The sequence below is a fragment of the Acinetobacter sp. WCHAc060033 genome, assembly GCF_004209125.1.
Lineage (GTDB): Bacteria > Pseudomonadota > Gammaproteobacteria > Pseudomonadales > Moraxellaceae > Acinetobacter > Acinetobacter wuhouensis.
In genome coordinates this window covers 1-26566 of the sequence record NZ_SGSW01000046.1, presented here as the reverse complement: position 1 = coordinate 26566, position 26566 = coordinate 1, and the positions used below count along the sequence as shown (strand labels likewise).

20 protein-coding genes and 1 pseudogene are annotated in these 26566 nt (G+C 38.9%); 16 read left to right on the top strand and 5 right to left on the bottom strand.

All coding sequences use genetic code 11. From position 1 onward, the window contains the following. The 3 genes from EXE10_RS16855 to EXE10_RS16845 form a co-directional block, all read right to left on the bottom strand. The coding region (locus tag EXE10_RS16855; protein WP_130114136.1) for a FeoB small GTPase domain-containing protein at nucleotides 1–781 on the bottom strand (781 nt) is incomplete at its 3' end. After that, nucleotides 771–1031, bottom strand: a complete 261-nt coding sequence (locus tag EXE10_RS16850; RefSeq protein WP_004665962.1) for a FeoA family protein — start codon at nucleotides 1029–1031, stop codon at nucleotides 771–773. The genes EXE10_RS16855 and EXE10_RS16850, both read right to left, overlap by 11 nt. 11 nt (nucleotides 1032–1042) lie before the next feature. Further along, nucleotides 1043–2323, bottom strand: coding sequence for a cation diffusion facilitator family transporter (locus EXE10_RS16845; protein ID WP_100243226.1), 1281 nt, complete (start codon nucleotides 2321–2323; stop codon nucleotides 1043–1045). A gap of 90 nt (nucleotides 2324–2413) precedes the next feature. Between EXE10_RS16845 and cadR the strand changes: the two genes are divergently transcribed. The 8 genes and pseudogenes from cadR (at nucleotide 2414) to EXE10_RS16805 (ending at nucleotide 11596) form a co-directional block, all read left to right on the top strand. Next, nucleotides 2414–2806: a Cd(II)/Pb(II)-responsive transcriptional regulator gene (cadR, locus tag EXE10_RS16840; protein ID WP_004992253.1), complete on the top strand. Its 393-nt coding sequence runs from the start codon at nucleotides 2414–2416 to the stop codon at nucleotides 2804–2806. Between the two features lie 142 nt (nucleotides 2807–2948). Next, nucleotides 2949–3359, top strand: coding sequence for a hypothetical protein (locus EXE10_RS16835; protein WP_004733191.1), 411 nt, complete (start codon nucleotides 2949–2951; stop codon nucleotides 3357–3359). A gap of 49 nt (nucleotides 3360–3408) precedes the next feature. Then, on the top strand, nucleotides 3409–4776 hold the full coding sequence (locus EXE10_RS16830) for a TolC family protein (RefSeq protein ID WP_004281854.1): 1368 nt from the start codon (nucleotides 3409–3411) through the stop codon (nucleotides 4774–4776). Between the two features lies 1 nt (nucleotide 4777). Continuing rightward, nucleotides 4778–6013, top strand: coding sequence for an efflux RND transporter periplasmic adaptor subunit (locus EXE10_RS16825; protein WP_004281853.1), 1236 nt, complete (start codon nucleotides 4778–4780; stop codon nucleotides 6011–6013). Next, nucleotides 6003–9161 (top strand): efflux RND transporter permease subunit, encoded by a 3159-nt coding sequence (locus tag EXE10_RS16820; protein ID WP_004733184.1) that lies wholly within the window; start codon nucleotides 6003–6005, stop codon nucleotides 9159–9161. The genes EXE10_RS16825 and EXE10_RS16820 overlap by 11 nt, the downstream gene beginning before the upstream one ends. An 86-nt stretch (nucleotides 9162–9247) precedes the next feature. After that, a complete protein-coding gene (locus EXE10_RS16815) occupies nucleotides 9248–10147 on the top strand; it encodes a cation diffusion facilitator family transporter (protein WP_100243227.1) in 900 nt (299 codons plus the stop codon). 203 nt (nucleotides 10148–10350) lie between these two features. After that, nucleotides 10351–10530: pseudogene (locus tag EXE10_RS16810) on the top strand (hypothetical protein); the annotation flags it as partial. Nucleotides 10531–10773: 243 nt separating this feature from the next. After that, nucleotides 10774–11596, top strand: a protein-coding gene (locus EXE10_RS16805; RefSeq protein ID WP_100243228.1) for an IS5 family transposase whose coding sequence is annotated in 2 segments (ribosomal slippage) — nucleotides 10774–11154 and nucleotides 11156–11596 — 822 coding nt in all. Because the reading frame shifts where the segments join, the coding sequence is not laid out codon by codon here. Nucleotides 11597–11619: 23 nt separating this feature from the next. Here EXE10_RS16805 and EXE10_RS16800 read toward each other — a convergent pair. Further along, on the bottom strand, nucleotides 11620–13038 hold the full coding sequence (locus tag EXE10_RS16800; protein WP_125503267.1) for a phosphate--AMP phosphotransferase: 1419 nt from the start codon (nucleotides 13036–13038) through the stop codon (nucleotides 11620–11622). A 308-nt stretch (nucleotides 13039–13346) separates the two neighbouring features. Between EXE10_RS16800 and EXE10_RS16795 the strand changes: the two genes are divergently transcribed. The 8 genes from EXE10_RS16795 to ppk1 all read left to right on the top strand — a co-directional run bounded on the left by EXE10_RS16795 (nucleotide 13347) and on the right by ppk1 (nucleotide 25643). Continuing rightward, nucleotides 13347–14042 (top strand): TetR/AcrR family transcriptional regulator, encoded by a 696-nt coding sequence (locus EXE10_RS16795; RefSeq protein ID WP_121594234.1) that lies wholly within the window; start codon nucleotides 13347–13349, stop codon nucleotides 14040–14042. 4 nt (nucleotides 14043–14046) lie between these two features. Beyond that, complete coding sequence (locus tag EXE10_RS16790; RefSeq protein WP_004907105.1) at nucleotides 14047–15444, top strand: efflux transporter outer membrane subunit; 1398 nt, start codon at nucleotides 14047–14049, stop codon at nucleotides 15442–15444. An 18-nt stretch (nucleotides 15445–15462) separates the two neighbouring features. Beyond that, nucleotides 15463–16521, top strand: a complete 1059-nt coding sequence (locus EXE10_RS16785) for an HlyD family secretion protein (RefSeq protein WP_004907097.1) — start codon at nucleotides 15463–15465, stop codon at nucleotides 16519–16521. Continuing rightward, nucleotides 16518–19274 (top strand): ribosome-associated ATPase/putative transporter RbbA, encoded by a 2757-nt coding sequence (gene rbbA, locus EXE10_RS16780; RefSeq protein WP_130114134.1) that lies wholly within the window; start codon nucleotides 16518–16520, stop codon nucleotides 19272–19274. The genes EXE10_RS16785 and rbbA overlap by 4 nt, the downstream gene beginning before the upstream one ends. A gap of 1 nt (nucleotide 19275) precedes the next feature. Further along, nucleotides 19276–20400: an ABC transporter permease gene (locus EXE10_RS16775; protein WP_130114133.1), complete on the top strand. Its 1125-nt coding sequence runs from the start codon at nucleotides 19276–19278 to the stop codon at nucleotides 20398–20400. 141 nt (nucleotides 20401–20541) lie between these two features. Beyond that, a complete protein-coding gene (locus EXE10_RS16770; RefSeq protein WP_004985732.1) occupies nucleotides 20542–22134 on the top strand; it encodes a Na/Pi cotransporter family protein in 1593 nt (530 codons plus the stop codon). A 49-nt stretch (nucleotides 22135–22183) separates the two neighbouring features. Continuing rightward, nucleotides 22184–23452, top strand: a complete 1269-nt coding sequence (locus tag EXE10_RS16765) for an MgtC/SapB family protein (protein WP_004907087.1) — start codon at nucleotides 22184–22186, stop codon at nucleotides 23450–23452. Between the two features lie 112 nt (nucleotides 23453–23564). Continuing rightward, nucleotides 23565–25643, top strand: a complete 2079-nt coding sequence (gene ppk1 / locus EXE10_RS16760) for a polyphosphate kinase 1 (protein WP_004907085.1) — start codon at nucleotides 23565–23567, stop codon at nucleotides 25641–25643. A 629-nt stretch (nucleotides 25644–26272) separates the two neighbouring features. Here ppk1 and EXE10_RS16755 read toward each other — a convergent pair. Then, a complete protein-coding gene (locus EXE10_RS16755; protein WP_005407459.1) occupies nucleotides 26273–26518 on the bottom strand; it encodes a hypothetical protein in 246 nt (81 codons plus the stop codon). Between the last annotated feature and the right edge of the window lie 48 nt (nucleotides 26519–26566).

The following is a 26566-nucleotide window of genomic DNA, read 5'->3' as shown; positions in this document are numbered from 1 at the left end:
GAGGATGTTGGATTAGTGGTCCAATAAAATCACTGAGCCATGCGACAAAATTTTCAATGAATTCAATAAAAGGCGTTGCCCATATAAATACCGCCTGGAACATCACAAACATGGTTAAAGTTAAGATTACTAAACCCAATACAGGATGTAGAAAAATTTTATCTAGAAATGCGGTTCTTTTATCACCACTGTCATTATTTAAAATAACTTGTTTGGTGATTTGTTTGACCTGTTCAAAATGACTTAATTCAGAATGATAAGGAGTAATAAAAAGATTTTTTTGATCTAATTGATTAATTAAATCTTGAATTCCTTTTGTTTTAACTGCGACAGCTTCAACTACAGGGATACCTAACAGTTGAGACAGTTTATCCTTATCAATGGAAATACCACGCTTTTTGACCTCATCCATCACATTTAATACAAGAATCATAGGGCGATTTAGAGCACGAACTTCGAGAACCAAGCTCAAATGTAAGCTTAAATTTGTGGCATCTACAACGCATATAAAAATATCGGGTAGAACTTCACCTTTTAGCTCGCCCAAACAAACTGCCCTGGTGACTTCTTCATCTAAACTACTAGGTTTTAAACTGTAAGTTCCGGGTAAGTCCAATACTCGTACTGCATCACCAGAAGGTAATTTAAAAGAACCTTCTTTTCTTTCTACGGTAACTCCAGCATAGTTGGCAACTTTTTGTCGCGTACCAGTAAGCGTATTAAATAAAGAGGTTTTTCCACAATTTGGATTACCGACTAATGCAATGTTCTTAATCTTCATTGGATACTAACTCTACAAAAATTCTTTCAGCTTCATTCTTTCTTAATGCGAATCTTGAAGTTTCAATTTGAACTAAAACAGGATCTCCGCCAAAAACACCTTTAGCGAGTACTTGTAGAGTTTCACCCTCTCTAAAACCTAATAGTTGGAGCCGTTCCAATACGGGATCAGTGGTATGACTGTATTGATTACCTTTTTTGAGATCTCTAATTTTGACGATCTGATTTTGTTTAACTTGAAATAGATTCATTTTCGAGACTCTTACTTCAAAGCCAAAATCTTTCGAGCACCATTAAGCACGAATAAAGAAACCAGGATGCCAATGATTAAGTCTGGGTAAGCTGATCCCGTCCACGCCACGAGTACACCGGCAAATATAACGCCCATATTTACGACAACGTCATTCGCCGAGAAAATCCAACTGGCTTTCATATGTGCGCCATCTTCTCGATGACCAGAAATAAGATATAAGCATGTCACGTTAGCTATAAGTGCGAGCAGGCCAATAACAATCATGAGCGTTGATTCTGGCTCGCTTCCAAACATGAATCGTCTAATGACATCAATAATCACGATGACAGCAAGTAATAACTGAATCCAACCTGCGAAATGGGCTGCTTTCACTTGATATTTCGCAGCTTTTCCGACGGCATATAGCGCAATACCATAAACGGCTGCATCGGCAAACATATCTAGAGAATCAGCAATCAATCCTGTAGACGCAGCAATAATACCGCTGATGAATTCTATAAAGAACAGTAGAGCATTAATGCCTAATAACAGTTTAAGTACTTTAGCTTGTCTCACAGGATCAGGTTCATTGGGTAGATCACCTGAAGAAAGCTGTGTTTCATCAAGTTTCGCCCCAAAACCCAGTCCTTCAAGTTTGGCCGTAATTTGCTGAATCCCTTCATTATGGAAGACTTTCAGTTTTCGATTGGGAAGATCAAAAGTAAGACCTTTAACTGCTTCAAGATCTGCAAGAGTCATACGGACCATTTGCTCTTCAGCAGAGCAATCCATTTTAGGAATGGTGTAGGTACTTGTTTGCTTGGCCTGTTGATTGCTTATATAAGTTTCAGTCTTCACAAGCTTTGCCCCAAAACCCAGTCCTTCAAGTTTGGTGGTTATATTTTCATCTTTTTGATTATGTAGAACCTTTAAAGAACGGTTAGGTAAATCAAAGATGAGTTTTTGAACACCATCAATTGAAGATAGTGCCATACGAACCATCTGTTCTTCCGCAGAACAATCCATTTTGGGAACTAAGTATTCACTCATGTAGTGCGAATCTTTTAAAACGTTTTCAGTGCTTAAATTTTCTTTGGGATCAGAACCACAACAGGATTGAGCGGTATCTTCACAACTGTTTGAAGTGTTACAGCAAGGAGATGAAGATTTTTCTTCTTTCTCTTCACCACAACAGCTAGGCGTATTATCACAATTCTTTGAATTGCTTGCTTCTGCAATTGATGGATGATTTTCTTGTTGAGATTTCTTATCTTCGCATGGTGTTTCTTTACTACATCCACAGCCACTCATAGTTATACCCATTAAAAAAATTTATAAACTTTGAATATTAGAATCCCTATAGTTACTATAGAGTCAAGATTTTTTGGAAATACTAACTCAATGCATTTAAAAATTGGTGAACTCTCTAAAAAAACCTCATGTTCAGTATTAACAATTAGGTTTTATGAAAAGGAAGGTTTAATTCCGGAACCGGAAAGAACGGAAGGAAATTACCGCCTTTACGATGTAGGCTATGTTGAGCGAATTAAGTTTATTTTGAATTGCCGAACTTTAAATATGAGTTTGAATGAAATTCGTCAATTACTCACCTATAAAGATAATCCCAAGAAAAATTGTTCAGATGTGAATGAATTAATTGACTTACATGTCAGTGCTATCAGGGAAAATATAATCAAGCAACAAAAGCTTATTGAACAATTATCTGATTTAAGAGGTACTTGTGATGGCTTATGTACAATTGACCAATGTGGAGTTCTAAAAAATCTAGCTTGATTATCTAGACCTATGCTTTTTTCAAAAATTCTGTATATCTTTACTTAAGGCTGCAAAAAGTTTAAGGTTACTCAAATTCTGTGATCAGATCTTTGATAGATCTGGACAGCTTCTTATTGGTGTTTTAAATACAGATTTGTGTATGAAGAGAAAAACATTTCTAATCCAGATATTGGTACTCTTATTCACATTCCAGAATATTTGGAGTGTGGCAGAGGCTGCGTGTCTGCATGAAATGCCAAACATACCCAATTCAATACTCTCTAATCCAATCGATTTAGACGAAAAGAGTGATAGTCCTCGTCAAGCACTTTATTCCCTAGAAAACTATAAAGAAATCTATGACTATTGTCAGAAGGTTTGTTTTAACGAAAAGTGCAGTCATTTCTCAAATACAATCGTGATTCAGATTGACCCACCCGATGATCTGAAGCTTAAAGCTAATTTTGAGACCGGCATTACCCCAACTTATTTGGGAATAACTTTTTATAAACCCCCTTATCTGGATCAATTAACCCCGCCTCCCGATTTGCCCCTACTATTGGTGGGGTAGTCTTATAAAAGCCCACCACTCCTAATTTCATTATGCGTGGGGCATTTTCATGTCAAAAAACAAATTACATCAGGATACCTCCATCCTGAATTTATCCTGGTCAGCCTTAGGTAGCGGTATCTTGCTATCTGCAATGATCAGCTTCAGTACTTCCGTAGTCGCCAGTACTCAAGATTTAACGCTGCAGCAAGCTATTGAGCAGGTTAACCAATATCAAGCGTCCCAAAATTTCTGGGAAACGCAAAACAGCATTAATGCCACGAATCTTCAGCAAAGTAAGCTGTTTAAAAATCCTGAACTGTCAGTTGAACAAACGGGATTTGGTTCAAATAATGAAAAAGAGCTTACCATTGGCATATCACAACCCTTGGATATTTTTGGTGAGCGAAGAGCAAACCAAAAATTAGCCAGTCTCTCTACAGATAAAACAGCGCTGAAACAGAAGATTTATCAAGCACAAATTGAGCTTGCAGTGAAATATGTATGGTCACAACTGGCCATTGCTGAACTTGAAAAAAACATTGTCAATGAACAACTTCGGGTGAGCCAAGAAAACCTTCAAGCAATCGAAAAGCGCTTTAATGCAGGCAGTATTGCCCAAGTAGATGTAAATCGCGCACGTTTAAGCCATGCTGAAAATATCCGTCTTTTTAGACAGGCAGACTTACAGGTACAAGTGGCCACCCAACAATTATCAAATTTATGGGGTACGTCTGATAAGTCATTGCAGGTAAACCTCTCTTCACAAAAGCTCTGGCCAAAATCGACTCATGAACAGGTTCAAGAATATTTAGCGGAAAACTACGTTGAGAAATATCGAGCTTTACTGGTATTAGAGTCTCAAGCAACGGTTGATCAACTAAGGGCAAAGGCACGTCCTAACCCCACTTTAAACCTAGGTGTCAACCGCACCCAATCCTTGGAAAACTCCACACAAAATCAATTAGTAGTCGGAGTCAGTGTACCGCTTAATATTTTCGATCGTCAGCAAAATGGCATAAAAATCGCGCAAGAAAAAATGAACTTATTAGAGCGTCAGAAAGAGTTTTATCTGAAGCAAAATGCGCTGCAAATAGGCACAATTTTAACCGAGTTGCAGGGTTTAGAGCTGCAATTCAAAGTCGTTGACGAGACTCAAATTCCTTTGGCGACTCAAGTTCAAAGTAAGACGCTACAAGGTTTCTTGGCAGGCAAGTTTGCTTTAACCGATGTTCAGCAAGCCACGCTTCAATTACAAGACATCCGTCTGCGTAAAGTCCAGTTGTTACGGGATGGCTGGCAAAAGGCCATTGAAGCAGAAAGTTTGAGCTTAGGCATTAGCCCAAGTGAAGTCATGTCGAAAGATGCTATTGCACAAATCAATCAAAACTTATGGCAAGACATACAGGCCATGCCTGTCATTGGTGGGGGAAATTAACATGTTCGATCTTAAAAACAGCTTAAAAAAACAGAGCGGAAAAATCTCTCAACCTCTACTGATTAGTTTGGTTATCGGCGCTACCGTACTCCTCAGTATTTTTTTGATCTTAACTGGTAAGAATAAATCGGAAACATCAGATGAACATGCAGAGGAAGAAAGCGGAGAAGAACATGGCGGTGAAACCGAAGAGCATGCAGAAGGTGTGAGCCTGACTGCCAAGCAACTGGTGGAACAGGGCATACAATTATCAGCGGTCGATCAAGGCCCGGTGGTTAAATTAAGTTCTTATCCTGCCAAACTGAATGTGAATACTGACCAGCAAGCGCACGTCTCACCGAGTTTTAGTGGTCATGTAGAAAATGTCTATGTAGAACTCGGTCAAAAAGTTCAGAAAGGACAGCCTTTGGCTGCGTTGCTTGTTCCTGATCTAGTTGATCAGCAGGCCAATCTTAAAATTGAACAAACCAACCTTGAACTGGCGAAACAAGACTATGATCGTGAGCGTCAGCTTTGGTCACAGGGCATTTCAGCAAAACAGGACTATCAACGTGCTTATAACAGCTATAAACGGGCACAAATTCAGGTTCAAGCGGCCCAATCACGTTTAAGTGCATTTGGTGCAGTGAATGCCAGTAACGGACGCTATATTTTGAAAGCTCCCATTTCTGGCGTGATCAGTAAAAAGGATTTGGTTCTCGGGGAAAATGTTCAGTTAGCCGATCAACTCTTTACGATAGACCGGTTAGATCAACTCTGGCTTGAGTTTATTGTTCCAAATTCTGAAATTATGGGCTTAGCCCCGAATCAAAAGATCGAATTTAAATCCTTGCAAACAGAAAAGGTTTATCAAGCTGTTATTCAGACTTTAAATACTGAAGCGGATATTCAAACAGGTCGTCTTCAGGTGCGAGCAAAAGTTGAATCGAATGCAACCGAATTACGTCCAAACTTGATGGTGAACGTACAGTTGCAACAACGGAGTGAAAGTACCGCATTACGGGTACTTAAGTCCGCAGTTCAGAATGTCGATGGAAAAGATGTGGTTTTTGTCGCCACTCAGCATGGACAAAAAGTTGAATTCAGTCCGCAACCTGTGAAATTAGGGCAATCATCTGGGGAGAGCCAATGGATTGAAGTGGTGAGTGGGCTTAGTCAGGGACAAAAATATGCCGCTCAAGGCAGTTTTTTACTGAAATCCGAGCTGGAAAAAGGAGAGGCTTCACATGAGCACTGAAACTCCTCAAATTCCAGACCACGAATCGGTAAAACCTGAAGGACTGTTTGATCGACTGATCCAGTTTTCTATCCATAACGCAATCTGGGTCATGCTGTTTATTGCGGCTTGGATTGCTATTGGTATTTATAGTTATCAAAAGTTACCGATTGATGCTGTACCAGATATTACCAATACTCAGGTGCAGATTAACACTTCAGCCAATGGTTTTACGGCTTTAGAAATGGAACAGCGGATTACCTATCCCATTGAGAATGCCATGTCAGGCATGCCGAAAATGGAACAAACCCGTTCGATTTCACGCTACGGCTTATCGCAAGTGACCATCATTTTTGAAGATGGCACGGATATTTACTGGGCCAGACAGCTTATCAACCAGCGCTTGCAAGAAGCAATGGGAGAAATGCCTGAAGATGTGCAACCTAACATGTCGCCTATTTCGACAGGTTTAGGTGAAATCTATCAATGGGTGATTAAAGCCGAACCAAATGCTAAAAAGCCGGATGGAACCCCTTATTCGGCGATGGATTTACGTGAAATTCAGGATTGGATTGTAAGACCGCAATTACAGCGCGTAAAAGGCGTTGCTGAGATCAACAGTATCGGTGGCTTTAATAAAACCTATGTGGTTGCCCCTGATCTGAACCGATTGCAACAATTGCAAATTCCTTTGTCTGATTTACAAACTGCCTTAACAGAGAATAATGAAAACCGTGGTGCTGGCTATATTGAGAAAAATGGACAACAGCTAACGGTTCGTGTTCCCGGCACTTTAAACACGATTGAAGATATCCAGAACATCAGTATTGCCAATAAAAACGGCTATCCGATTCGGGTGGCAGATGTCGCCAATGTCTCAATTGGTCATGACTTAAGAACAGGGGCTGCAACCTATAATGGTGAAGAAACTGTATTGGGTATTGCCATGATGATGATGGGAGAAAATAGCCGTACCGTTGCTCAAGCCATTGATGAAAAGGTGCAATCGATCCAGCAATCGCTACCTAAAGGTGTGGTGATTGAGACTGTGTATGACCGTACGCATTTGGTTGATCGGGCGATCAAAACCGTTCAGAAAAATTTGATTGAGGGTGCAATCCTCGTCATTGTTATTTTATTTCTCTTTCTAGGTAATTTCCGTGCTGCGCTGATCACGGCTTGCGTTATTCCACTGTCAATGCTGTTTACCTTGACGGGAATGGCAGAGCAGAAGATTAGTGCAAATCTGATGAGTTTAGGGGCACTGGACTTCGGTATTATTATTGATGGTGCAGTGGTTATTGTAGAAAACTGTATCCGTCGGCTAGCAGAAGCTCAGAAGCTGAAAGGTGGTTTACTTAGCCGTTCTGAAAGATTTAAAGAAGTCTTCTTGGCTGCAAAACAGGCGCGTCGTCCTCTGATTTTTGGACAGTTAATTATTTTGGTGGTTTATCTACCTATCTTTACCCTGACGGGTGTAGAAGCCAAACTTTTCCATCCTATGGCAATGACTGTTGTACTGGCTTTAATTGGGGCCATGATTTTATCTGTCACTTTTGTGCCAGCCGCAGTTGCCCTATTTGTCACTGGAGAAGTCAAGGAAACCGAAAGTCGCTGGATGCATTGGCTTAAAACCAAATATGAACTGCTTTTAGATAAAGCCTATGAGCTTCGTTTATTTGTGACTATTGTGGCTGCCTGTATTTTAGTGCTTACGGGCGTGCTAGCCACTCAAACAGGTAGCGAGTTTGCACCTCAACTGGGTGAAGGTGATTTTGCTGTTCAGCAAATGCGTTCCCCAAGTACAGGGTTAGAACAGTCACTGAGAATGCAGGAAAATACTGAAAAGTTACTGTTGAAAGAATTTCCTGAAATTAAAGCGATCTTTGCTCGTACCGGTACAGCAGAAGTGGCCACAGATGTTATGCCACCCAACATTTCAGATGGCGTGGTACTGTTAAAACCTCATGATGAATGGCCTGATCCAAAACAAACGATTGATGAGCTTCGCCAAAGAATGATTACTTTCTTAGCGACATTGCCGGGAAATAACAGTGAGTTCTCGCAACCCATTGAACTGCGCTTTAACGAGTTAATTTCAGGGGTGCGAAGTGATGTGGGTGTCAAATTATTTGGTGATGACATGGAGATTCTAAATCGCGAAGCGAATAAAATTTCTCAAAAAATTAACTCAATTTCAGGCGCGACAGCCGTTAATGTAGAACAGACCAGTGGCTTACCCTTGTTGAATGTAGAGGTGGATAAGTCCAGAGCTGCACAATATGGCTTGTCGGTAAGAGCAATTCAGGATCTGGTAGCTACAAGTGTCGGTGGCCAGAATGTTGGAACAATTTTACAGGGAGACAAGCGTTTTGATTTTGTCATCCGTCTAGATGAATCCCAGCGTAGTCCTGAACAGTTAGCGGTACTTCCTATTCAATTGCCGAATGGTGGTTTAGTCCAACTGCAAGATGTGGCACGCGTTGAAAATATCCTGGGTATTAATCAGGTCAGCCGTGAAAATGGTAAACGTCGAGTGGTTATTACTGCAAATGTAGAAGGACGTGATTTAGGCTCATTCGTAACAGAGCTTCAGAGCACGTTATCCAAACAGGAATTACCAAGCGGTTATTGGATAGATTATGGCGGTCAATTTCAAAATCTGATGTCTGCAAAAGCGCGTATGCAATTGGTGGTTCCGCTCGCATTGTTGACGATCTTTATTTTATTGATGGCTGTATTCCATAATATCAAAGAAAGCTTACTGGTCTTTAGTGGTGTACCGTTTGCCTTATGTGGAGGCTTAATCGCGTTGTGGTTGCGTGACATTCCATTATCCATGTCAGCAGGGGTTGGCTTCATTGCACTATCGGGGGTGGCTGTACTGAATGGCTTAGTCATGCTCACCTTTATCAAAGAGTTGCGACAACAATATGACCTTTATTATGCAACGTGGCAGGGTGCAATTTTGCGTCTTAGACCTGTGCTGATGACCGCTTGTGTGGCGTCCCTTGGGTTTGTCCCGATGGCTTTGGCAACCGGAACTGGGGCAGAAGTACAGAGACCTTTAGCAACAGTGGTTATTGGAGGAATTATCTCCTCTACCCTGCTTACATTGGTTTTATTGCCCGTACTGTACCGCTGGATGAATGAAAAGAAAGTTTCTTAATCCAATAGATTAGTCGATTTACAGCAGAGATATTGGCTGTTATCCAATATCTCTGCTCATCATAAATAGAATAAGGAAAATATTTTATGTCAGAACATCATGATCATAGCCATGCGGTTGTTACTGAAGAAAATAGTAAGAAGTTAATGGTTGCCTTAGGTTTAACGACTACTTTTTTAATAGTAGAAGTTGTCGCTGCTTTTATTACCCAAAGTTTGGCTTTGTTATCTGATGCAGCTCATATGTTTACTGATGTAGCCGCTTTAGCTATTGCTCTTGCCGCTATCAAAATTGGTAAAAAAGCCGCAGATGATAAAAGAACTTTTGGCTATCAGCGATTTGAAATTTTAGCGGCTCTGTTTAATGCGGTGATGCTTTTTGTGGTAGCAATATATATTGTATATGAAGCTTATCAACGTTTTACGAACCCTGCTGAAATTCAAAGTGTTGAAATGATGATTGTCGCGGTCATTGGTTTGGTCGTAAATTTGATTTCAATGAAAATCCTTTCTGCTAGTGCTGAAGGAAGTCTAAATATAAAAGGTGCATATTTAGAAGTTCTTAGTGATGCTCTAGGATCGATAGGCGTGATTATCGGAGGAATAGTTATTTATTTTACCCAGTGGATGTGGGTAGATACCTTAATCGCTGTGTTAATTGGCTTCTGGGTCTTACCTCGAACTTGGATTTTATTAAAACAAAGTATTAATATTCTGCTTGAAGGAGTTCCTGATGAGATTGATATTGAGTCGTTAAGAAATGATTTATTGATGCTAGAGGGTGTTGAAGGGATTCATCAGTTGAAAGTCTGGGCTATATCTTCAAAAAACATTCATTTAACTGCTCATTTGGTTGCTCCTAATAGCGATCCAGATCAGCTCTATCAAAAGGCCTTAGACGTTCTAAAACATAATCATAGTATTACTGAAATTACGTTACAAATAGAAAGTAAGGAATGTAATACATTGGAACAGCATAAACATTAAAGTGCTGCTCTTTCTACATAATGGACAGATGACTAGGCTGATAAACCTTACCATTTTCCTGTATTACACTTCTATTTATCACACGCACTTTAAACACCATCCTGAGACATTTTAAAATTACAAGAATGTAATTTATGAGTCCTCTGGGTGTTAATTCTTTAAAGTTAGAATATCTAACAAGTATTAAATGAGAGTAAATAAACATGCTATTCAAAAATAAATTTTGTACTAAATTACTGTTAATTAGTGCATTCTTTAGTATCGCAAGTTTTAGTTATGCAGATGGCGGCTTGTTATTTCTTGAAAAGAATTTAAAAGCTTCTAAAGTTGAAAATTCTAAACAAAAACAAGTTAAAAATAATGAATCAAATGAATCAAATGAATCAAATGAATCAAATGAATCAAATGAATCAAATGAATCAAATGAATCAAATGAATCAAATGAATCAAATGAATCAAATGAATCAAATGAATAGTTGGGTTGCATAAATAAATCAATTAGACTTATTCATTCAGCAATATAATTCCTGAATGAATAAGTTTATAACTAAAACCTATCACACCATTAGTTGAACTACATATAATAAACCTCTTGCGAAAGTAAAAACCACCTCAATATAAATTTCATGAGATATCAGAAATTAAATCGTTTTTCAGATTCTGAATTCAAACGCTTGGTTGGCGTACCTCGACAAGTTTTTACTGAAATGGTCGAGGTTTTAGAAAAAGCAGAATCACTCAAAAAGAAATCAGGTCGTCCTCATACTTTAGATATAGAGGATCAGTTGTTATTAACTCTCAATTACTTACGGAACTACAGCACTCAACTGGAATTAGCGGCAAATTACCATATCGCTGAAAGTAATGTGAATCGAACCATTAAAAAGGTTGAAGATGCATTGATGAAATCAAGACGTTTTACTCTGCCAAAACGAAGCATTACCACAGCAGACGAACACTTTAACTGGGTCATTATTGATGCGACAGAATGTTCAATAGAACGTCCGAAAAAAAAATCAGAGTAAGTTCTACAGTGGTAAAAAGAAGAAACATACGCTAAAAGCACAAGTGATCTATCATCCGAACAGCAAACAAATCATAGGGCTAGATATATCGAATGGCAGTCAGCATGATATTAAATTGGCAAGAAAAACGGTTAAGAAATTCAAACATTGTGAATATGTTATGACCGATTTAGGGTACTACGGATTAGAGCAGGATGGTTTTAAATTATTGATGCCCATAAAGAAAAAGAAGAATTCCCCCTTATTTAAGGCTGAGAAAAAGTACAATAGAATGATTGGAAAAATACGAGTTGTGATCGAACATATCAATAGTCAATTGAAAAGATTTAGAATATTAAGTGAACGCTATCGAAATAGACGGAAAAGATTCGGTTTACGCATTAATTTAATCGCTGCATTGGTAAACCGGATAAACTTGCAATAATGACTTTCGCAAGAGATCTAATCTTATAAGTTTTCTAAGTGACCTAAATTTTTATTTTGTACGCTATGAAGGATAGTTTGCAAAATTTCAATTCGTGCAGCATATTTACTATCATTGGCAATGATGTGCCAAGGAGAAATATCTGTGCTCGTATATTTGAACATATCTGATGCTGCTTGTAAGTAGGCATCCCACTTTTCTCTATTACGCCAATCATCTTCTGTTAATTTGAAGCTTTTTTGAGGTGTATTTTTTCGCTTGTAAAAACGACGTAATTGTTCATCTTTTGAAATTGCTAGCCAAAATTTTATAACAATTGTATTTGTATCAGACAGTTGTTTTTCGTACTGATTTATTTCTTCATAAGCATTTTGCCATTCTATTGGGTTAATTAAATCTTCTACACGTTCTACAAGTACACGTCCATACCAGCTGCGATCAAAAATATTAAGTGCCCCATTAGTTGAATGCTTATTCCAAAAACGCCACAAATAAGGACGTAATCGTTCAAAATTTTCTGGTGCTGAAATACTATGAATATTATATTCGTGTAGCCCTAGAAATTTAATGATGCGCTTAATTGAACTGCCTTTACCTGCGGCATCCATACCTTCAAAAACTAATACAACGTTATGTGATGAATAACGTAGAACATCTGCGACTTTCCTTTCTAGTTGTTTAATGGTTTTTTTATACTCTATGTGGCTAATTTCACTTTTTTTTATTTGAGTTAAAATTGAAGGAATAGGTGCCGCCTGATATTTAAATTTATTCTTAATTTGTACAGGTGGTAGTTTTAGATGTTTAAGTATTAATTGAGAAAACTGTGTATTTCTTTCTATATTGTTTTCACTATTAATGATTACCCAATCGTGGGTGAATCTATTTCTTAAAGTTTGAATTTGATTGTATAAGGTTTTAGTTTTCCATTTTTTTTGTGGAAAATCATCCCATGTAAAACGTGGAACTCTTTGGATTTTATTAATAATATCAATATTTTTTGTGCGAATTTTTACTTTGCTCCATGAAACATCAAACCAAACTTTAATAATATCTACATTATTATTTTTTAAGTAACTTTCAAATTCATATATACGCTTTAAGTGTTCGTTGAATACATTATTTTGTATTTTTTCATCATTTAATATAGTTGACGCTAGTAAATCAGTATACCAATTCCCATAAAAAAACATGATTTGTCCATTTTTTGGAATGTCATTTATGTATGGTTGCCAAATTAATTTATTTTCTTTGACTCTATTTGGGGTTTCAGCCTTAATTTTTAAATATCTAGGATCCATTAATTCACTTAGCTTTTTGATTGATTGATTTTTTCGCGTTAGTTCAATTCCGCCAATTATTACTAATATACTTTTTGATTTAGAATTCTTGAGTTTATATTGTTCTTGAATTAATTTAATGGAGAGGTCTTGATAATTCATTTTAAGTCTCGTTTAAAAAATTTTTAATAAAATAATTATAAATTCAGTTACAGTCAATGTTATTGTTTTATTATTAAAGTTGTTTTGCAACAACTTTTTTTTGTGCCATTAAAACAAAGCCGACTAAAAAGATCGGTATTTTTTTTATTATTATTTTTATTAGTATTTTTAATGTAAGTTATTGTTATTTATTTATATTTATAATATTAAAATATAAATTTTGACCTTTTATTATTTTAAGTTTATATTCTTTTCAGAAAAAGTTGTTGACAGCAATATTTTTATATGTCTTTGGAGGGGGGGCTGTTGTGAGTCTTGAGATTTCAACTGTTTTAGAACATAAAGAAAACTTGAATAATGCTTTTTTTAAGAAAAAGACACAGGTTAGAGCAATTGAATCTGATTTAAAGATGGTGAATCAGACTATTAAGCTTCTATCGGAAGGTGGCGTTAATGCAGTTACATTAGAGGCAGTAGGTGTGAATGCTGGATACAGTCGCGGTTTAGTTTCTCGGCGCTATGGTTCTAAGGATCAATTACTTGTTCGAGTTTTAAATTATTTGGAAAACTGGTTAAATGAGAAATCTAAAATTGCAACTAATAATAAATATGGTTTAGATGCTATTAATTCATTAATTTTAAGTATTTCAGATGATTTTTATTTGTATCGTGAAAAATATAGAGCATATTTTTGGTTGAGATTTTATGGTTTAGAGCAAAATAAAATTTTAAATGAATGTCTGGTAAGATCTCATAATATGCGTGAGGAAAAAACTATTAAATGGCTTAAAGAAGCATTAGCTCTAGAGGAATTATCAAGAAATGTAGATATTGAAATGGTACATGATTTTATTAAAACATCATTGATGGGTTTAGTTCATAACTGGATGGTAGATCCTAATTTTAATATTGAAATTAGATTGAAGCAGTTAGTTTATATTCATTTAAAAAATATGTTTTCAAATTCTCATTTTTATCATTCTGTTAATTTTTGGGGTGAATAATATTATGCAATTTACCCAATTAAAATATAGTAGTTTTTTAATTATATTCAGTATTACTGGTTGTCAACAAATAGATCCTTATCAGAAGCCTAAAATTTCTTTATCTCATAATTATCCGATTCAAACTCAGCACTCTTACCAAGCACTTTCTTGGATTGATTATGTCAAAGATCAACAACTTATTAATATTGTCGATCTGGCACTAGTGGCGAATCAGGATTTAAAGATTGCTTCATTACGTATGCATGAAGCACAAGCGGCTTATAACATTCAACGTGCTGAACTTTTTCCGAATATAGGTGGTACTGCGAGCATGGAACGCAGTCATGTGCCTGCCGACTTATCTTATGTCGGTAGAGAAGTGACATCCAGTCAGTATTCTGTGGGTCTTGGCATGAACCAATGGGAGCTGGATTTGTGGGGTCGTATCCGCAGCTTGAATGAAGCGGCTTTGCAGCAATTTCTTGCAGTTGAAAGCAATGTGCGTGCAGCACGCAATAGTATTATGCAGCAAACTGTTCAAAGTTATTTAACGTTATCTGAACTGGATAAACGCATCCATTTTGCTCAGCGCTCTGTACAGAATTATGAAAAATCAGTACGAATTTTTAAGCGCCGTTTTGAGGTGGGTGCAGGCTCTAAAGTGGAATACATGCAAGCAAAAACAATGCTCAGTAATGGTCAAGCTTTAGTGGCTGAATTACAGAAATCCCGTGCACTGACTGCAAACTATTTAGTGCAATTGGTGGGACAGCCGATTTCTTTGCCTAAAACAGATTTAGATCAAGTGACTTTTAAAACAAGTATGCTACAAACGGGTTTGCCTTCAGACTTATTGTTGAACCGTCCTGATATTCATGCTGCGGAAGCAATGCTTAAATCTAAGCATGCCAATATCTATGCGGCACGCGCAGCATTTTTTCCACGTATCGCACTGACGGGCAGTTTTGGAACAGCCAGTGCAGATTTAGACGATTTATTTAAATCTGGCAGCAGTGTTTGGTCGTTTGCTCCTAGTATCAGTGTGCCTATTTTTACTGCGGGTCGTCTAAAAAATAATTTGACCTTAGCAGAAGTGCGTAAAGAGATTGCAGTGGCAGAGTATGAAAAGACGGTACAGAACGCATTCCGTGAAGTCTCTGATGCACTGGTTCAACAGAAATATTTAGATCAACAATTACGGATTCAGAAACAAGGACTCAGTGCTTTCCAGGAAACTGCACGGCTGGCACAACTGCGTTATGACAACGGTGCTGTGGGATATTTAGACGTTTTGGATGCACAGCGCAATTTACTTAGTGCAGAACAGCAATTGATTGAAACGCAAAGTAGCTTAATGCAGTCCTATGTCAGTCTTTATTTTGCCTTGGGTGGTGACACCGCATTTGCAAAAAAAATTTAAAATATTGGGTAATTAAACATGAATTTTAAGAAAATAACCATTGCTGGGTTCATCGTTGTTTTAGGGTTGGTCGCTTATCTGATCTGGAAAAATATGAATAAGCCAGACACTGATGCCTTAGTCAGTGGCAATGGACGTATTGAAGCCACTGAAATTAACGTATCTAGTAAGCTATCTGGCCAGTTAGAAGAAATTTTGGTTAAAGAAGGTGACTTTGTCGAGCCTGGTCAAATCTTGGCGCGGGTTAAAATTTCGACTTTAGAAGCCCAGTTACGTGAATTGGAAGCACAACAGCGTCAAGCCCAGGATGCGATTGCGACAGCGGAAGCACAAGTGGCGATGCGGATCAGCGAAAAAGCCGCCGCTGAAGCCATGGTACAACAGCGTGAAACAGAACTGATGGCGGCTAAAAATCGTTTAGCGCGTACCGAAGTTTTAGCCAAAGAAGGCGCATCGTCCAAGCAACAACTGGATGATGAACGTGCCGCAGCACAGCAAGCCATTGCGGTATTAAGCGCAGCCAAAGCACAGGTACAAAGTGCCCAAGGGGCAATTGTTGCGTCTAAAAGCCAAGTGTCAGCCGCACATTCTCAAGTCGATGCCATCAAAGCCTCGGTGGAACGGATTAAATTTGATATGGATGATGCACAGTTACGTGCACCATTAAAAGCACGTGTTCAGTTCCGTGTCGCGCAGCCGGGTGAGTTGGTGGCAGCGGGCGGGCGTGTGCTCAATCTGATTGATTTATCTGATGTGTATATGACGTTCTTTTTGCCTGAAACCGTTGCAGGTAAAATTGCTATTGGAACAGAAGTACGTATTGTATTGGATGCTGCGAAAAATGTGGTGATTCCAGCTACAGTGTCTTTTGTTGCCGATACTGCACAGTTCACACCAAAATCGGTGGAAACGGAAAGCGAACGTCAAAAACTGATGTTCCGTGTTAAAGCGAAAATTGATCCAACTTTATTGAACAAATATATCGAACAAGTCAAAACAGGTTTGCCAGGTGTGGCATATATCAAAATTGATGATCAGGCAGCTTGGCCGACATTTTTAGAGAACACAGTTAAATGATGACACAACAATCTGAAAAAGGATCGGTTGTTGCAGAAATTGAAAATGTTAGTCTGAAATATGGAAAAACGGTTGCACTGAATCAAGTGTCGCTATCCTTACCAGCAGGCTGCATGATCGGTTTAATCGGTCCAGATGGGGTGGGGAAATCCAGTCTATTGGCTTTGCTGTCAGGGGCGAAAATTGTACAGCAAGGTCGCTTAAAGGTGTTGGGCGGTGATATTGCCGATAAACAACACCGTACCCGTGTTTGCCCACATATTGCCTATATGCCGCAGGGTTTAGGGAAAAACCTATATAAAACTTTATCGGTTGAAGAGAATTTACAGTTTGTGGCACGTCTGTTTGGGCATGATGCTGCCGAGCGACGCAAACGGATTGATGATCTGACCAAAAGCACAGGCTTGTACAATTTTCTCGACCGTCCTGCGGGTAAATTATCGGGTGGGATGAAGCAGAAATTAAGTCTGTGCTGTTCTTTGATTCATGATCCCGATTTTCTGATTTTAGATGAGCCGACCACAGGGGTTGACCCTTTGGCACGGGCGCAATTTTGGGAACTGATTAACCGCATTCGCAAAGTTCGTCCACAGATGAGTGTTATTGTTGCTACTGCTTATATGGATGAAGCACAAGGCTTTGACTGGCTGGCGATGATGGATGATGGGCAGATTTTAAAAACTGGCACACCACAAGAATTATTGACTGAAACGCAATGTAACAGTTTAGAAGATGCTTTTATTCAACTATTGCCAGAAGAAAAAAAGCTCGGCTATGAGCCTGTGGTGATTCCGCCTTTACCTGACTACGGTTCAGAAAGCTATGCTCTTGAAGCGCAAGATTTAACAGTGAAATTTGGTGATTTTACTGCGGTAGATCATGTTAATTTTAAAATTAAGCGTGGTGAAATATTTGGTTTCTTAGGCTCGAATGGTTGTGGTAAATCCACCACCATGAAAGTGCTGACGGGACTTTTAGAAGCCTCAGAAGGTCAGGCGTGGCTGTTTGGTGAGCCTGTAGAGGGCAACAATATTGAAACTCGTCGCCGTGTCGGCTATATGTCGCAGGCATTTTCCCTATACAGCGAGCTGACCATTGTGCAGAATTTGGTCTTACATGCCAAATTATTTCATGTACCAAAAGAACAGATTGAGCCACGTGTACAGCTCATGCTGGAGCGTTTTGACCTGGAAGAAGTCAAAGAAAAACTGCCCGATGATTTGCCTTTGGGCGTGCGTCAGCGTTTATCGCTTGCAGTGGCATTGGTGCATAATCCTGAAATTTTAATTTTGGATGAACCAACTTCGGGGGTTGATCCGATTGCTCGTGATAATTTTTGGCGATATTTAATCAATTTATCACGCAATGATGGCGTGACCATCTTCATTTCTACGCATTTTATGAATGAAGCTTTGCGTTGCGACCGTATGTCGATGATGCACGCTGGGCGGGTACTCGATAGTGCATCTCCTGCACAATTAATTGAAAATCGTCAGGCTGAAACGCTTGAAGAAGCCTTTATTGGTTACTTGATTGATGCAGGTGCAGGCACGAAAGATCAGCCAACAGATGCTGAAGCAAATATTAGCGAAGTTTCCGACAATAAAGAAATTGACACAACACCGAAAAAATTTAGTTTGCTGCGTTTATTCAGTTTTGCATGGCGTGAAACTTTGGAACTGGCACGAGATCCCATTCGAGCGACCATGGCATTAATGGGGTCACTGATTTTGCTGTTGGTGATGGGTTATGGCATCACCATGGATGTAGAAGATTTAAAATTTGCGGTACTGGATCATGATCAAAGCAGTTTGAGTCAGAATTACAGCATGAGTATTGCGGGGTCACGCTATTTTATTGAAAAACCACCGTTGCAAAGTTATGACGATATCGATCGGCGAATGCGTAGCGGTGAAATTTCCTTAGCGATAGAAATTCCGCCTAATTTTGCTCGAGATGTGGCGCGTGGCGAACAGGTGCAAGTCGGGGTGTGGATTGATGGTGCAATGCCACAACGTGCAGAAACCGTACAAGGTTATGTACAGGGGATTCACACTTACTGGCTCATGCAAAAGACGTTGGAACAAAGCGGTGATGCAACATCAAGTACAGTGAATGTCGAAACGCGCTATCGCTATAACCCTGATATTAAAAGTTTACCTGCGATGACCCCCGCAGTGATGCCTTTATTGTTGTTACTGATTCCTGCCATGTTGACGGCTTTATCGGTGGTACGAGAGAAAGAACTCGGTTCAATTGTCAATTTATACGTCACGCCTGTGACACGCAGCGAATTTTTAATCGGCAAACAGATTCCGTATATCGTGTTGGCGATGTTGAACTACTTTATGATGTGTTTGATCATCGTGACTTTATTTGATGTACCTGTCAAAGGCAGTTTTTTTACCCTCACAGTTGCTGCATTTCTGTTTGTGATTTTTGCCACAGGGATGGGTTTATTGGCATCCACAGTGACCAAAAGTCAGATTGCGTCAATGTTTTTGGTGATGATTGGGACGTTGGTACCTGTCATGCAATTTGCAGGGATTATTAACCCTGTTACCTCCTTAGATGGTTTTGGGCGTTGGTTTGGTGAAATTTATCCTGCAACACACATGGTCAATATTAGCCGTGGAATTTTCAATAAAGGTTTAGGTTTTTCAGACCTAACACACGCTATATGGATTATGGCACTGTTGATTCCAGTCATCATGTTTGCAGCCATTGCCTTGCTGAAAAAACAGGAGCAATAAGATGTTCAAAAAAGTACAGAATATCTATCAGCTCGGATGTAAAGAACTTTGGAGCCTGTGGCGTGATCCTGCCATGTTGGTGCTGATTATTTACACCTTTACCATCTCAGTATATACCGCATCAACAGCGGTCAAAGATACCTTGAATATGGCACCGATTGCGATTGTGGATGAGGATCACTCTACCTTGTCGGAACGGATTTCTTCAGCCTTTTATCCGCCTAATTTTATCAGTAAAACCACCACGCTTGGCACGATGGATGCAGGCATGGACGCAGGTGAATTTACCTTTGCGGTCAATATTCCGAGTAATTTCCAGTCGGATGTACTGTCGGGTGATGCAGCAGAAATTCAGGTTAATGTGGATGCAACCCGAATGACCCAAGCCATGTCTGGCGCAGGTTATATTCAGCAGATCATTCAATCTGAAGTAAATGAATATGTACTTCGCAATCGTGAAATTAGCCAGCTACCGATAGATTTGGCAATACGTTCCCGTTTTAACCCGACACTGGAAAATATATGGTTTAACAGTGTGATGCAAATCATTAATAACGTGGCGATGCTTTCGATTATCCTCACGGGGGCAGCACTGATTCGTGAGCGTGAACATGGCACCATTGAACATCTGATGGTGATGCCCGTGACGGTGTTTGAAATCATGATGTCCAAAGTCTGGTCGATGAGTTTAGTGGTCTTGATTGCGGCATTTGTCGGTTTAAAAGTCGTGGTTCAAGGGGCATTGCATGTGCCGATTGAGGGCAGTTTAGCGCTGTTTTTCTTTGGTGCTTTTCTGACCTTGTTTGCCACCACTTCGATGGGAATTTATATGGCCACCGTGTCGAAATCTATGCCGCAGTTTGGCTTGCTAATGATGTTGGTACTAATTCCAATGCAATTGTTGTCAGGTGGGTCAACTCCACGTGAAAGCATGCCGGAAATAGTGCAGCATGTCATGATGATTGCCCCAACTACACACTTCGTCTCTTTGGCTCAGGCCATTTTATACCGTAATGCAGGATTCGATGTGGTGTGGCCATCATTTGTATGGTTGTTAGGTATTGCGTCAGTGTTTTTTTATGTGTCTTGGAAGCGCTTTAAAGACACGATTCATACCATGGCGTAAAGGGTTTCCCTTTTGCAGGCAGATGACTCCCCGAATAGTCTGCCTGCTTTTTTTTTATTCTTTGATAATAATTCAATGGCGCAAGATTTAAATAAATGTCATTGAATAGCATAATTTTTTTGAAATTTATAGGGGAATGTAGTGCTTCAAATTCTCTCTGAACTATGTGGCGGTGTCGGTCTATTTTTAATTGGTATGACGTTACTGACTGATAGCCTTAAAGAAATTGCAGGTCAGACCTTGAAGGAGTTACTGACAAGGTTTACGGCAACGCCGTTTAAAGCCATGCTGTCAGGTTTGGGTATGACATTGCTGGTGCATTCATCTACAGCAACAATTGTCGCCGCCATTGGTTTTGTCGGAGCAGGGGTACTCAGTTTCACGCAAGCCATGAGTGTGGTGATTGGTGCCAATATCGGCACAACCAGTACTGGTTGGATTGTGGCATTTTTGGGCATGAAATTTTCCATTTCCATGTTGGCATTACCGATGATTGCTTTAGGCGCTCTGCTTAAACTCATCGCTAAAGGCCAAATGGCCTTATTGGGCCTTGTGATTGCAGGCTTTGGTCTGATTTTCTTTGGCATCGATGTTTTGCAAAAAGCCATGGCGGGGTTTGCTGTACACTCAGATTTATCCTTTTTTGGTTATGACAGCTTGTGGTCACAATTGGTTTTGGTGCTGATCGGCATCATTATGGCAATGCTGCTGCAGTCCTCTAGTGCATCTATTACAGCGACTATGGCTGCCTTAGTCAGTGGTGCGATTGACTTGCCGCAGGCGCTATATATGGTGATTGGGCAAAATATTGGTGCAGTCAGCATTACCGTGATTTCGGTGATTGGCGCTTCGATCAATGCCAAACGAACAGTTGCTGTGAACGTGATTTTTAATCTCGTGAGTGCGATTGCTGCATTTTTCCTGTTAGCACCGTTTTTTCTTTGGTTGATTAAACACAGTGCATTTTTCAGCAGCATTGATCAAGTGATTATGCTCGCGATGTTTCATACAGCATTCAGTGTGTTGGGGGCATGTATGTTTATGCCAAGTCTGAAATTTTTAGAACAGAAAATTATCCAATGGTTGCCAAGTAATAATCCTGCCATTTTAGACAGTCTGGATGATGCAAGTTTGCAAGTACCTGCCATTGCAGTACAGGCCGCGGAAAAGGCGGTATATTTCAGCATATTTGAGATTTTTAAAATTCTACAAATGGTTTTTCAGACCGGTACATTACCTAGACATCAACAGTTGAATACGCTGAATGAGATTATTCAGCATATTGAGCAGTATTTAGAAAAAATAGCGATTCCTGAGCATCCTGCACTCAAACAAAAATTCTTATCATTACTGCGAGTAATGGTCTATGTACGTGTCTTACATAATGATTTAGAGCGTTTAGATAATGCCATATTGCTACGAACACAGCCGGCAATTTTTCAGTTAGCACTAGATTATTGCAATATTTTAGAAAGTTACTTTTCACATATAGAACAGTTAGCAGATCGGTCAGTCATTGAAAATCTTAGAGCCGATTTAAATCAGTTAAAAAAATGGACCAGTAGCCATCGTGCCGAAACGCGTAAAAAAGTCATGGAATATACCGAAGTAAATCAATTAAGCGCATCCAAAGGGGTGGAATTATTAGCTGCACAGCGTTGGATGGATCGCTTAATTGCACATAGCTATCGTTTCTCTAACGTGATGTATGAGCGTCTTTTAGAGGAGTCTTGATGAATGTGGTTCATCGCATTTTTTATCCAGCTGTGTTGAGGCTAAGAAATTGAATACTGTATTACTAGATTTGTCCTTTCAAGAATTATTGAGAGTCATGGTATCTGCATTAGGCTGCGGTTTATTAATCGGTTTAGAACGGGAAAGGCATAATCGTAAAGAAAGTGAACCCAGTTTTGCCGGACTGCGTTCATTTACCATTTGCGCCTTGCTTGGGGCAGTATGTTTTTTACTACATCTTGCAGTAGGTATCTTAGGTGCATTTTCAGTCACGACTTTTTGTGTTTATAGCCTGATTAAACAAAAACAGGATATTGGTGCGACCACTGAACTGGCATTTTTGATGACCTATTTGATTGGTGCATTATGTGTGTTTAATGTGCCGCTTGCTGCAGGGTTAGCGGTAGTGTTGTGTCTGATTTTAATGGGCAAGCAGTCATTGCATTATTTTGCTGGCAATTGGATTCAGCATTTTGAACTGCGTGACGGTTTGTTTTTACTGGCACTGATTTTAATTGCCTTGCCACTGATGCCGGATCAGGCAATGTGGGGCACAGTACTCAATCCATATGTGATTCTAAAACTGCTGATCATGATTTTAGGCGTACAGTCCTTGGCACATATTGCTAAACGTCTCTTGCCAAACAATAAAGCCTTGATGTTGTCATCTTTGGCATCCGGTTTTGTTTCTAGCACCGCAACTATTGCCAGTTTGGGCATGGAAGTCCGTTCAGGCAAAGCAGAAGCCAAATCTAATGCTGGTGCAGGCTTAATTTCCTGTATTGCGACCCTGTTACAGCTGCTGATTATTGTCGCAGGGATTAATTTTGCTTGGTTTAAGGTTTTATTGTTGCCTTGCAGTATTGGCATTGCAGTGCTTTTGATCATTGCCTTGATGTTAATTCATTCATCCAAAGCGACGATGGGTCAACAGGCTACACCACAAAATGATATTACGCATATGGACAGTCGGATGTTCAGCATTAAGGAAGCCTTGATCATTGTGGTAACACTGACAGTGATTCAAGCAGCGGTATATGGCTTGAATGTAGTGTTGGGTGATAGCGGTTTGATTATTGGGGCATTCTTCGCTTCTTTATTTGAAGTGCATGCCGCCATGGCAACGGTGGTGATGCAAGGAACACCACAGCAGATGACGTTGGTCTACGCTATGATGATTGGTTTGGCTGCACATGCATTTTCTAAAAGCATCAATGCATTTTTAACTGGTGGCGGGAAATATTTTCTATATTTTGCCCCCGCACAAATGCTGCATATGGCGATTTTAATGGCGGTACTTTGGATGGTTATTCAGTAAATTTAGGATTTATTTTCAATATTTTAGAATGATATTTAAGTTTTTGTTTTGTAATTCTATTTATTTTTAGCCAACTAAAAATGGCATTGCTTTTAAGAAATATGGGTAGTATATGAATTCCGTAGTTACACAAGCCTCCCCCCCGGTATATGGTCAAGTTGAGCGATATATTAATCGCGAGTTGTCAATTTTAGATTTTAATTTACGTGTCTTAGAACAAGCGGTCGATCCTTTAAATCCACTCTTAGAAAAATTGAATTTTTTATTAATTTTTTCTAGAAATTTAGATGAGTTTTTTGAAATTCGTGTTGCAACTATGTTGGAACATTTTGTTCAAGAGCGAGACATACAAACGGCTGATGGTTTATCCCCACAAGAAATTTTACATCAAATTTCGGAGACAGCACATGCTGCGATTGAACGCCAATATCAAATTTTAAATGAGCAAATTTTTCCGCAGTTAAGAGAAGAAGGCATCAGCTTTTTAAGACGTGGAGAGTTAACTCAAGCACAATCTAATTGGGTCAAAAAATATTTTCAGGAACAGGTTGCACCAGCCTTAACACCAATAAGTTTAGATCCTGCGCATCCCTTTCCACGCTTGGTCAACAAATCACTTAATTTCATTGTGACTTTGGAAGGTAAGGATGCCTTTGGCCGTCAGATCGATTTGGCAGTGGTTCCTGCACCACGTTCATTGCCACGTGTGGTGCGTTTGCCAGATGAGTTGACCGAAGGCAAAGAGCATCATGTGATGCTCTCTTCAATTATTCATACTCATGTGTCTGATTTATTTCCGGGAATGACGGCAACGGGTTGCTATCAATTTAGAGTAACCCGAAATGCAGATTTAACGTTAACTGAAGATGTTGAAGACTTAGCGGAAGCCTTAAAAGACGAACTCAGTTCACGCCGTTTTGGTCGGGCAGTACGTTTGGAGGTCAATAAAAATTGTCCAACACATATTTATGAATACTTACTCAAAGAATTCGATTTGGATACGCATCAATTGTATCGTGTCGACGGGCCTGTTAATTTGGCTCGATTGGTCTCGGATTTTAAACGCCCATATTTACGCTATGAGCCACATACTCCTGTGATTCCAAAAATACTGAAAAAATCTGCAAATATTTTCAGTGCGATGCAGAAACAAGATATTTTATTGCATCATCCTTTTGAATCATTTTCCCCTGTAATTCGATTATTACGTGAAGCCGCGCAAGATCCGCATGTTTTGGCCATTAAACAGACCTTGTACCGTAGCGGTGCAAATTCAGAAATTGTGCAAATTTTGGCTGAGGCGGCAAGAAATGGTAAAGAAGTCACCGCAGTGATTGAATTACGGGCACGGTTTGATGAAGAGTCCAATATCGCTGTTGCCAATGTTTTACAGGAAGCGGGTGCCGTGGTGGTATATGGCATTGTCGGCTATAAAACTCATGCCAAAATGATTTTGGTGGTACGCCGAGAAAATCAAAAACTGGTGCGCTACGCACATTTAGGTACAGGAAATTATCATGCTGGCAATGCCAAAATTTACACTGATTACGGTTTATTAACGACCAATCAAGATTTGTGTGAAGATGTACATCGTATTTTTCAAGAATTAACCGGTATGGGCAAAATGGTGAAGTTAAAGAAACTTCTACATGCACCATTTACTTTGCATAGTCAGTTGATGAATTTTATTGAAAACGAGATTGTGCTTGCGAAAGCAGGGAAACCGGCAAAAATTATCATTAAGGTCAATGCACTAACCGAAGTTCAATTGATTAATAAATTATACGAAGCTTCTCAAGCTGGTGTGCAAATAGAATTAATCATTCGTTCTATTTGTTGTTTACGTCCAGGCCTAATTGGCTTATCAGAAAATATTCGTGTTCGCTCAATTGTAGGGCGTTTTCTTGAGCATACTCGTGTCTATTATTTTTACAATAATGGTGATACACGTGTGTATTGTTCTAGTGCTGACTGGATGGAGCGTAATTTATTTAAACGTGTTGAAGTGTGCTTTCCTATTGAAAATACTAGACTCAAAAAAAGAATTTATCAGCAAGGGTTAGAAAATTATTTAATGGATAATCAACAAGCATGGCTATTACAAAGTGATGGTAGTTGGAAGCGTAACTCATGCATAGAAAATGAAAAGCCACATAATGCGCAGCACTTTTTGTTAAGCGTTATAAAGTAAATGCTTAACTTAAAGTTAACTCTTTTTAGGCCTATTCAACAACATTTAAGAAATTATGATCTTTCGATACAGGTGGAATGCCACTAATTTTAAAGTAGCAAGCACTTTGCCACCTTTTGTCAAATAAAGTTATAGGCAGATATAATATTTTAAGTTGTTGGATGGTCATTGTTTTTTGATTTAACACATTTAAATAGGATAAACATTTTTGGGTACTTTATATTTTGATCAAGTCTTACCTGTCCAGATGCCGAAGTTGATCTTTTTGCCTTGGTAAAAATATTTCATTTGGCTTATTTTATTTCATAGCGAATGAGTACGATGAAACAATAATGACATAATTTGAATATATCTAAATTATGTCGGTTTTCATTTGATCTAAATTTTTTAAATTCTTTTCATATCATTAGACCTCTTGCGTTAGTCAAAATTTAATCAGTGATAAGCGTTGATTTTTAAATAAATATCAACATCTAAAATAGTCATTAAAGATACTTTCGCAAGAGGTCTAATTATAATATTAAAAATAAAGTATTTTTTTTAATCCCATTTCAATGGGTCATCTTTATATATCTCAATTTATGTTGTAAACATACAATGTAATTTCTAAATAAAAATATCCAATTTTTTTAAATCACTTCAGGATATAAAGCTTTAGCTATGCCAAAGCCAATTAAACCTGCTATGGCTAAATATAGGGCTTTCATGTACCACATGCCCCAAAGTACAGTTATTTTATTTGCTGAAAACTTATGTACTGGCTGACTTAAAAAATTGGTTGTTTGGTTAAATGACTTTTCAGATGCTTCAAGAGCATAATAATTTAATGCGGGGAACAAGCAAGCAACCAATAAAATAGCGATTGCGGGAAACACAAATGCTTTAGGCAGACTAAATTTTATTGCGAATTATAAAGCCGCACC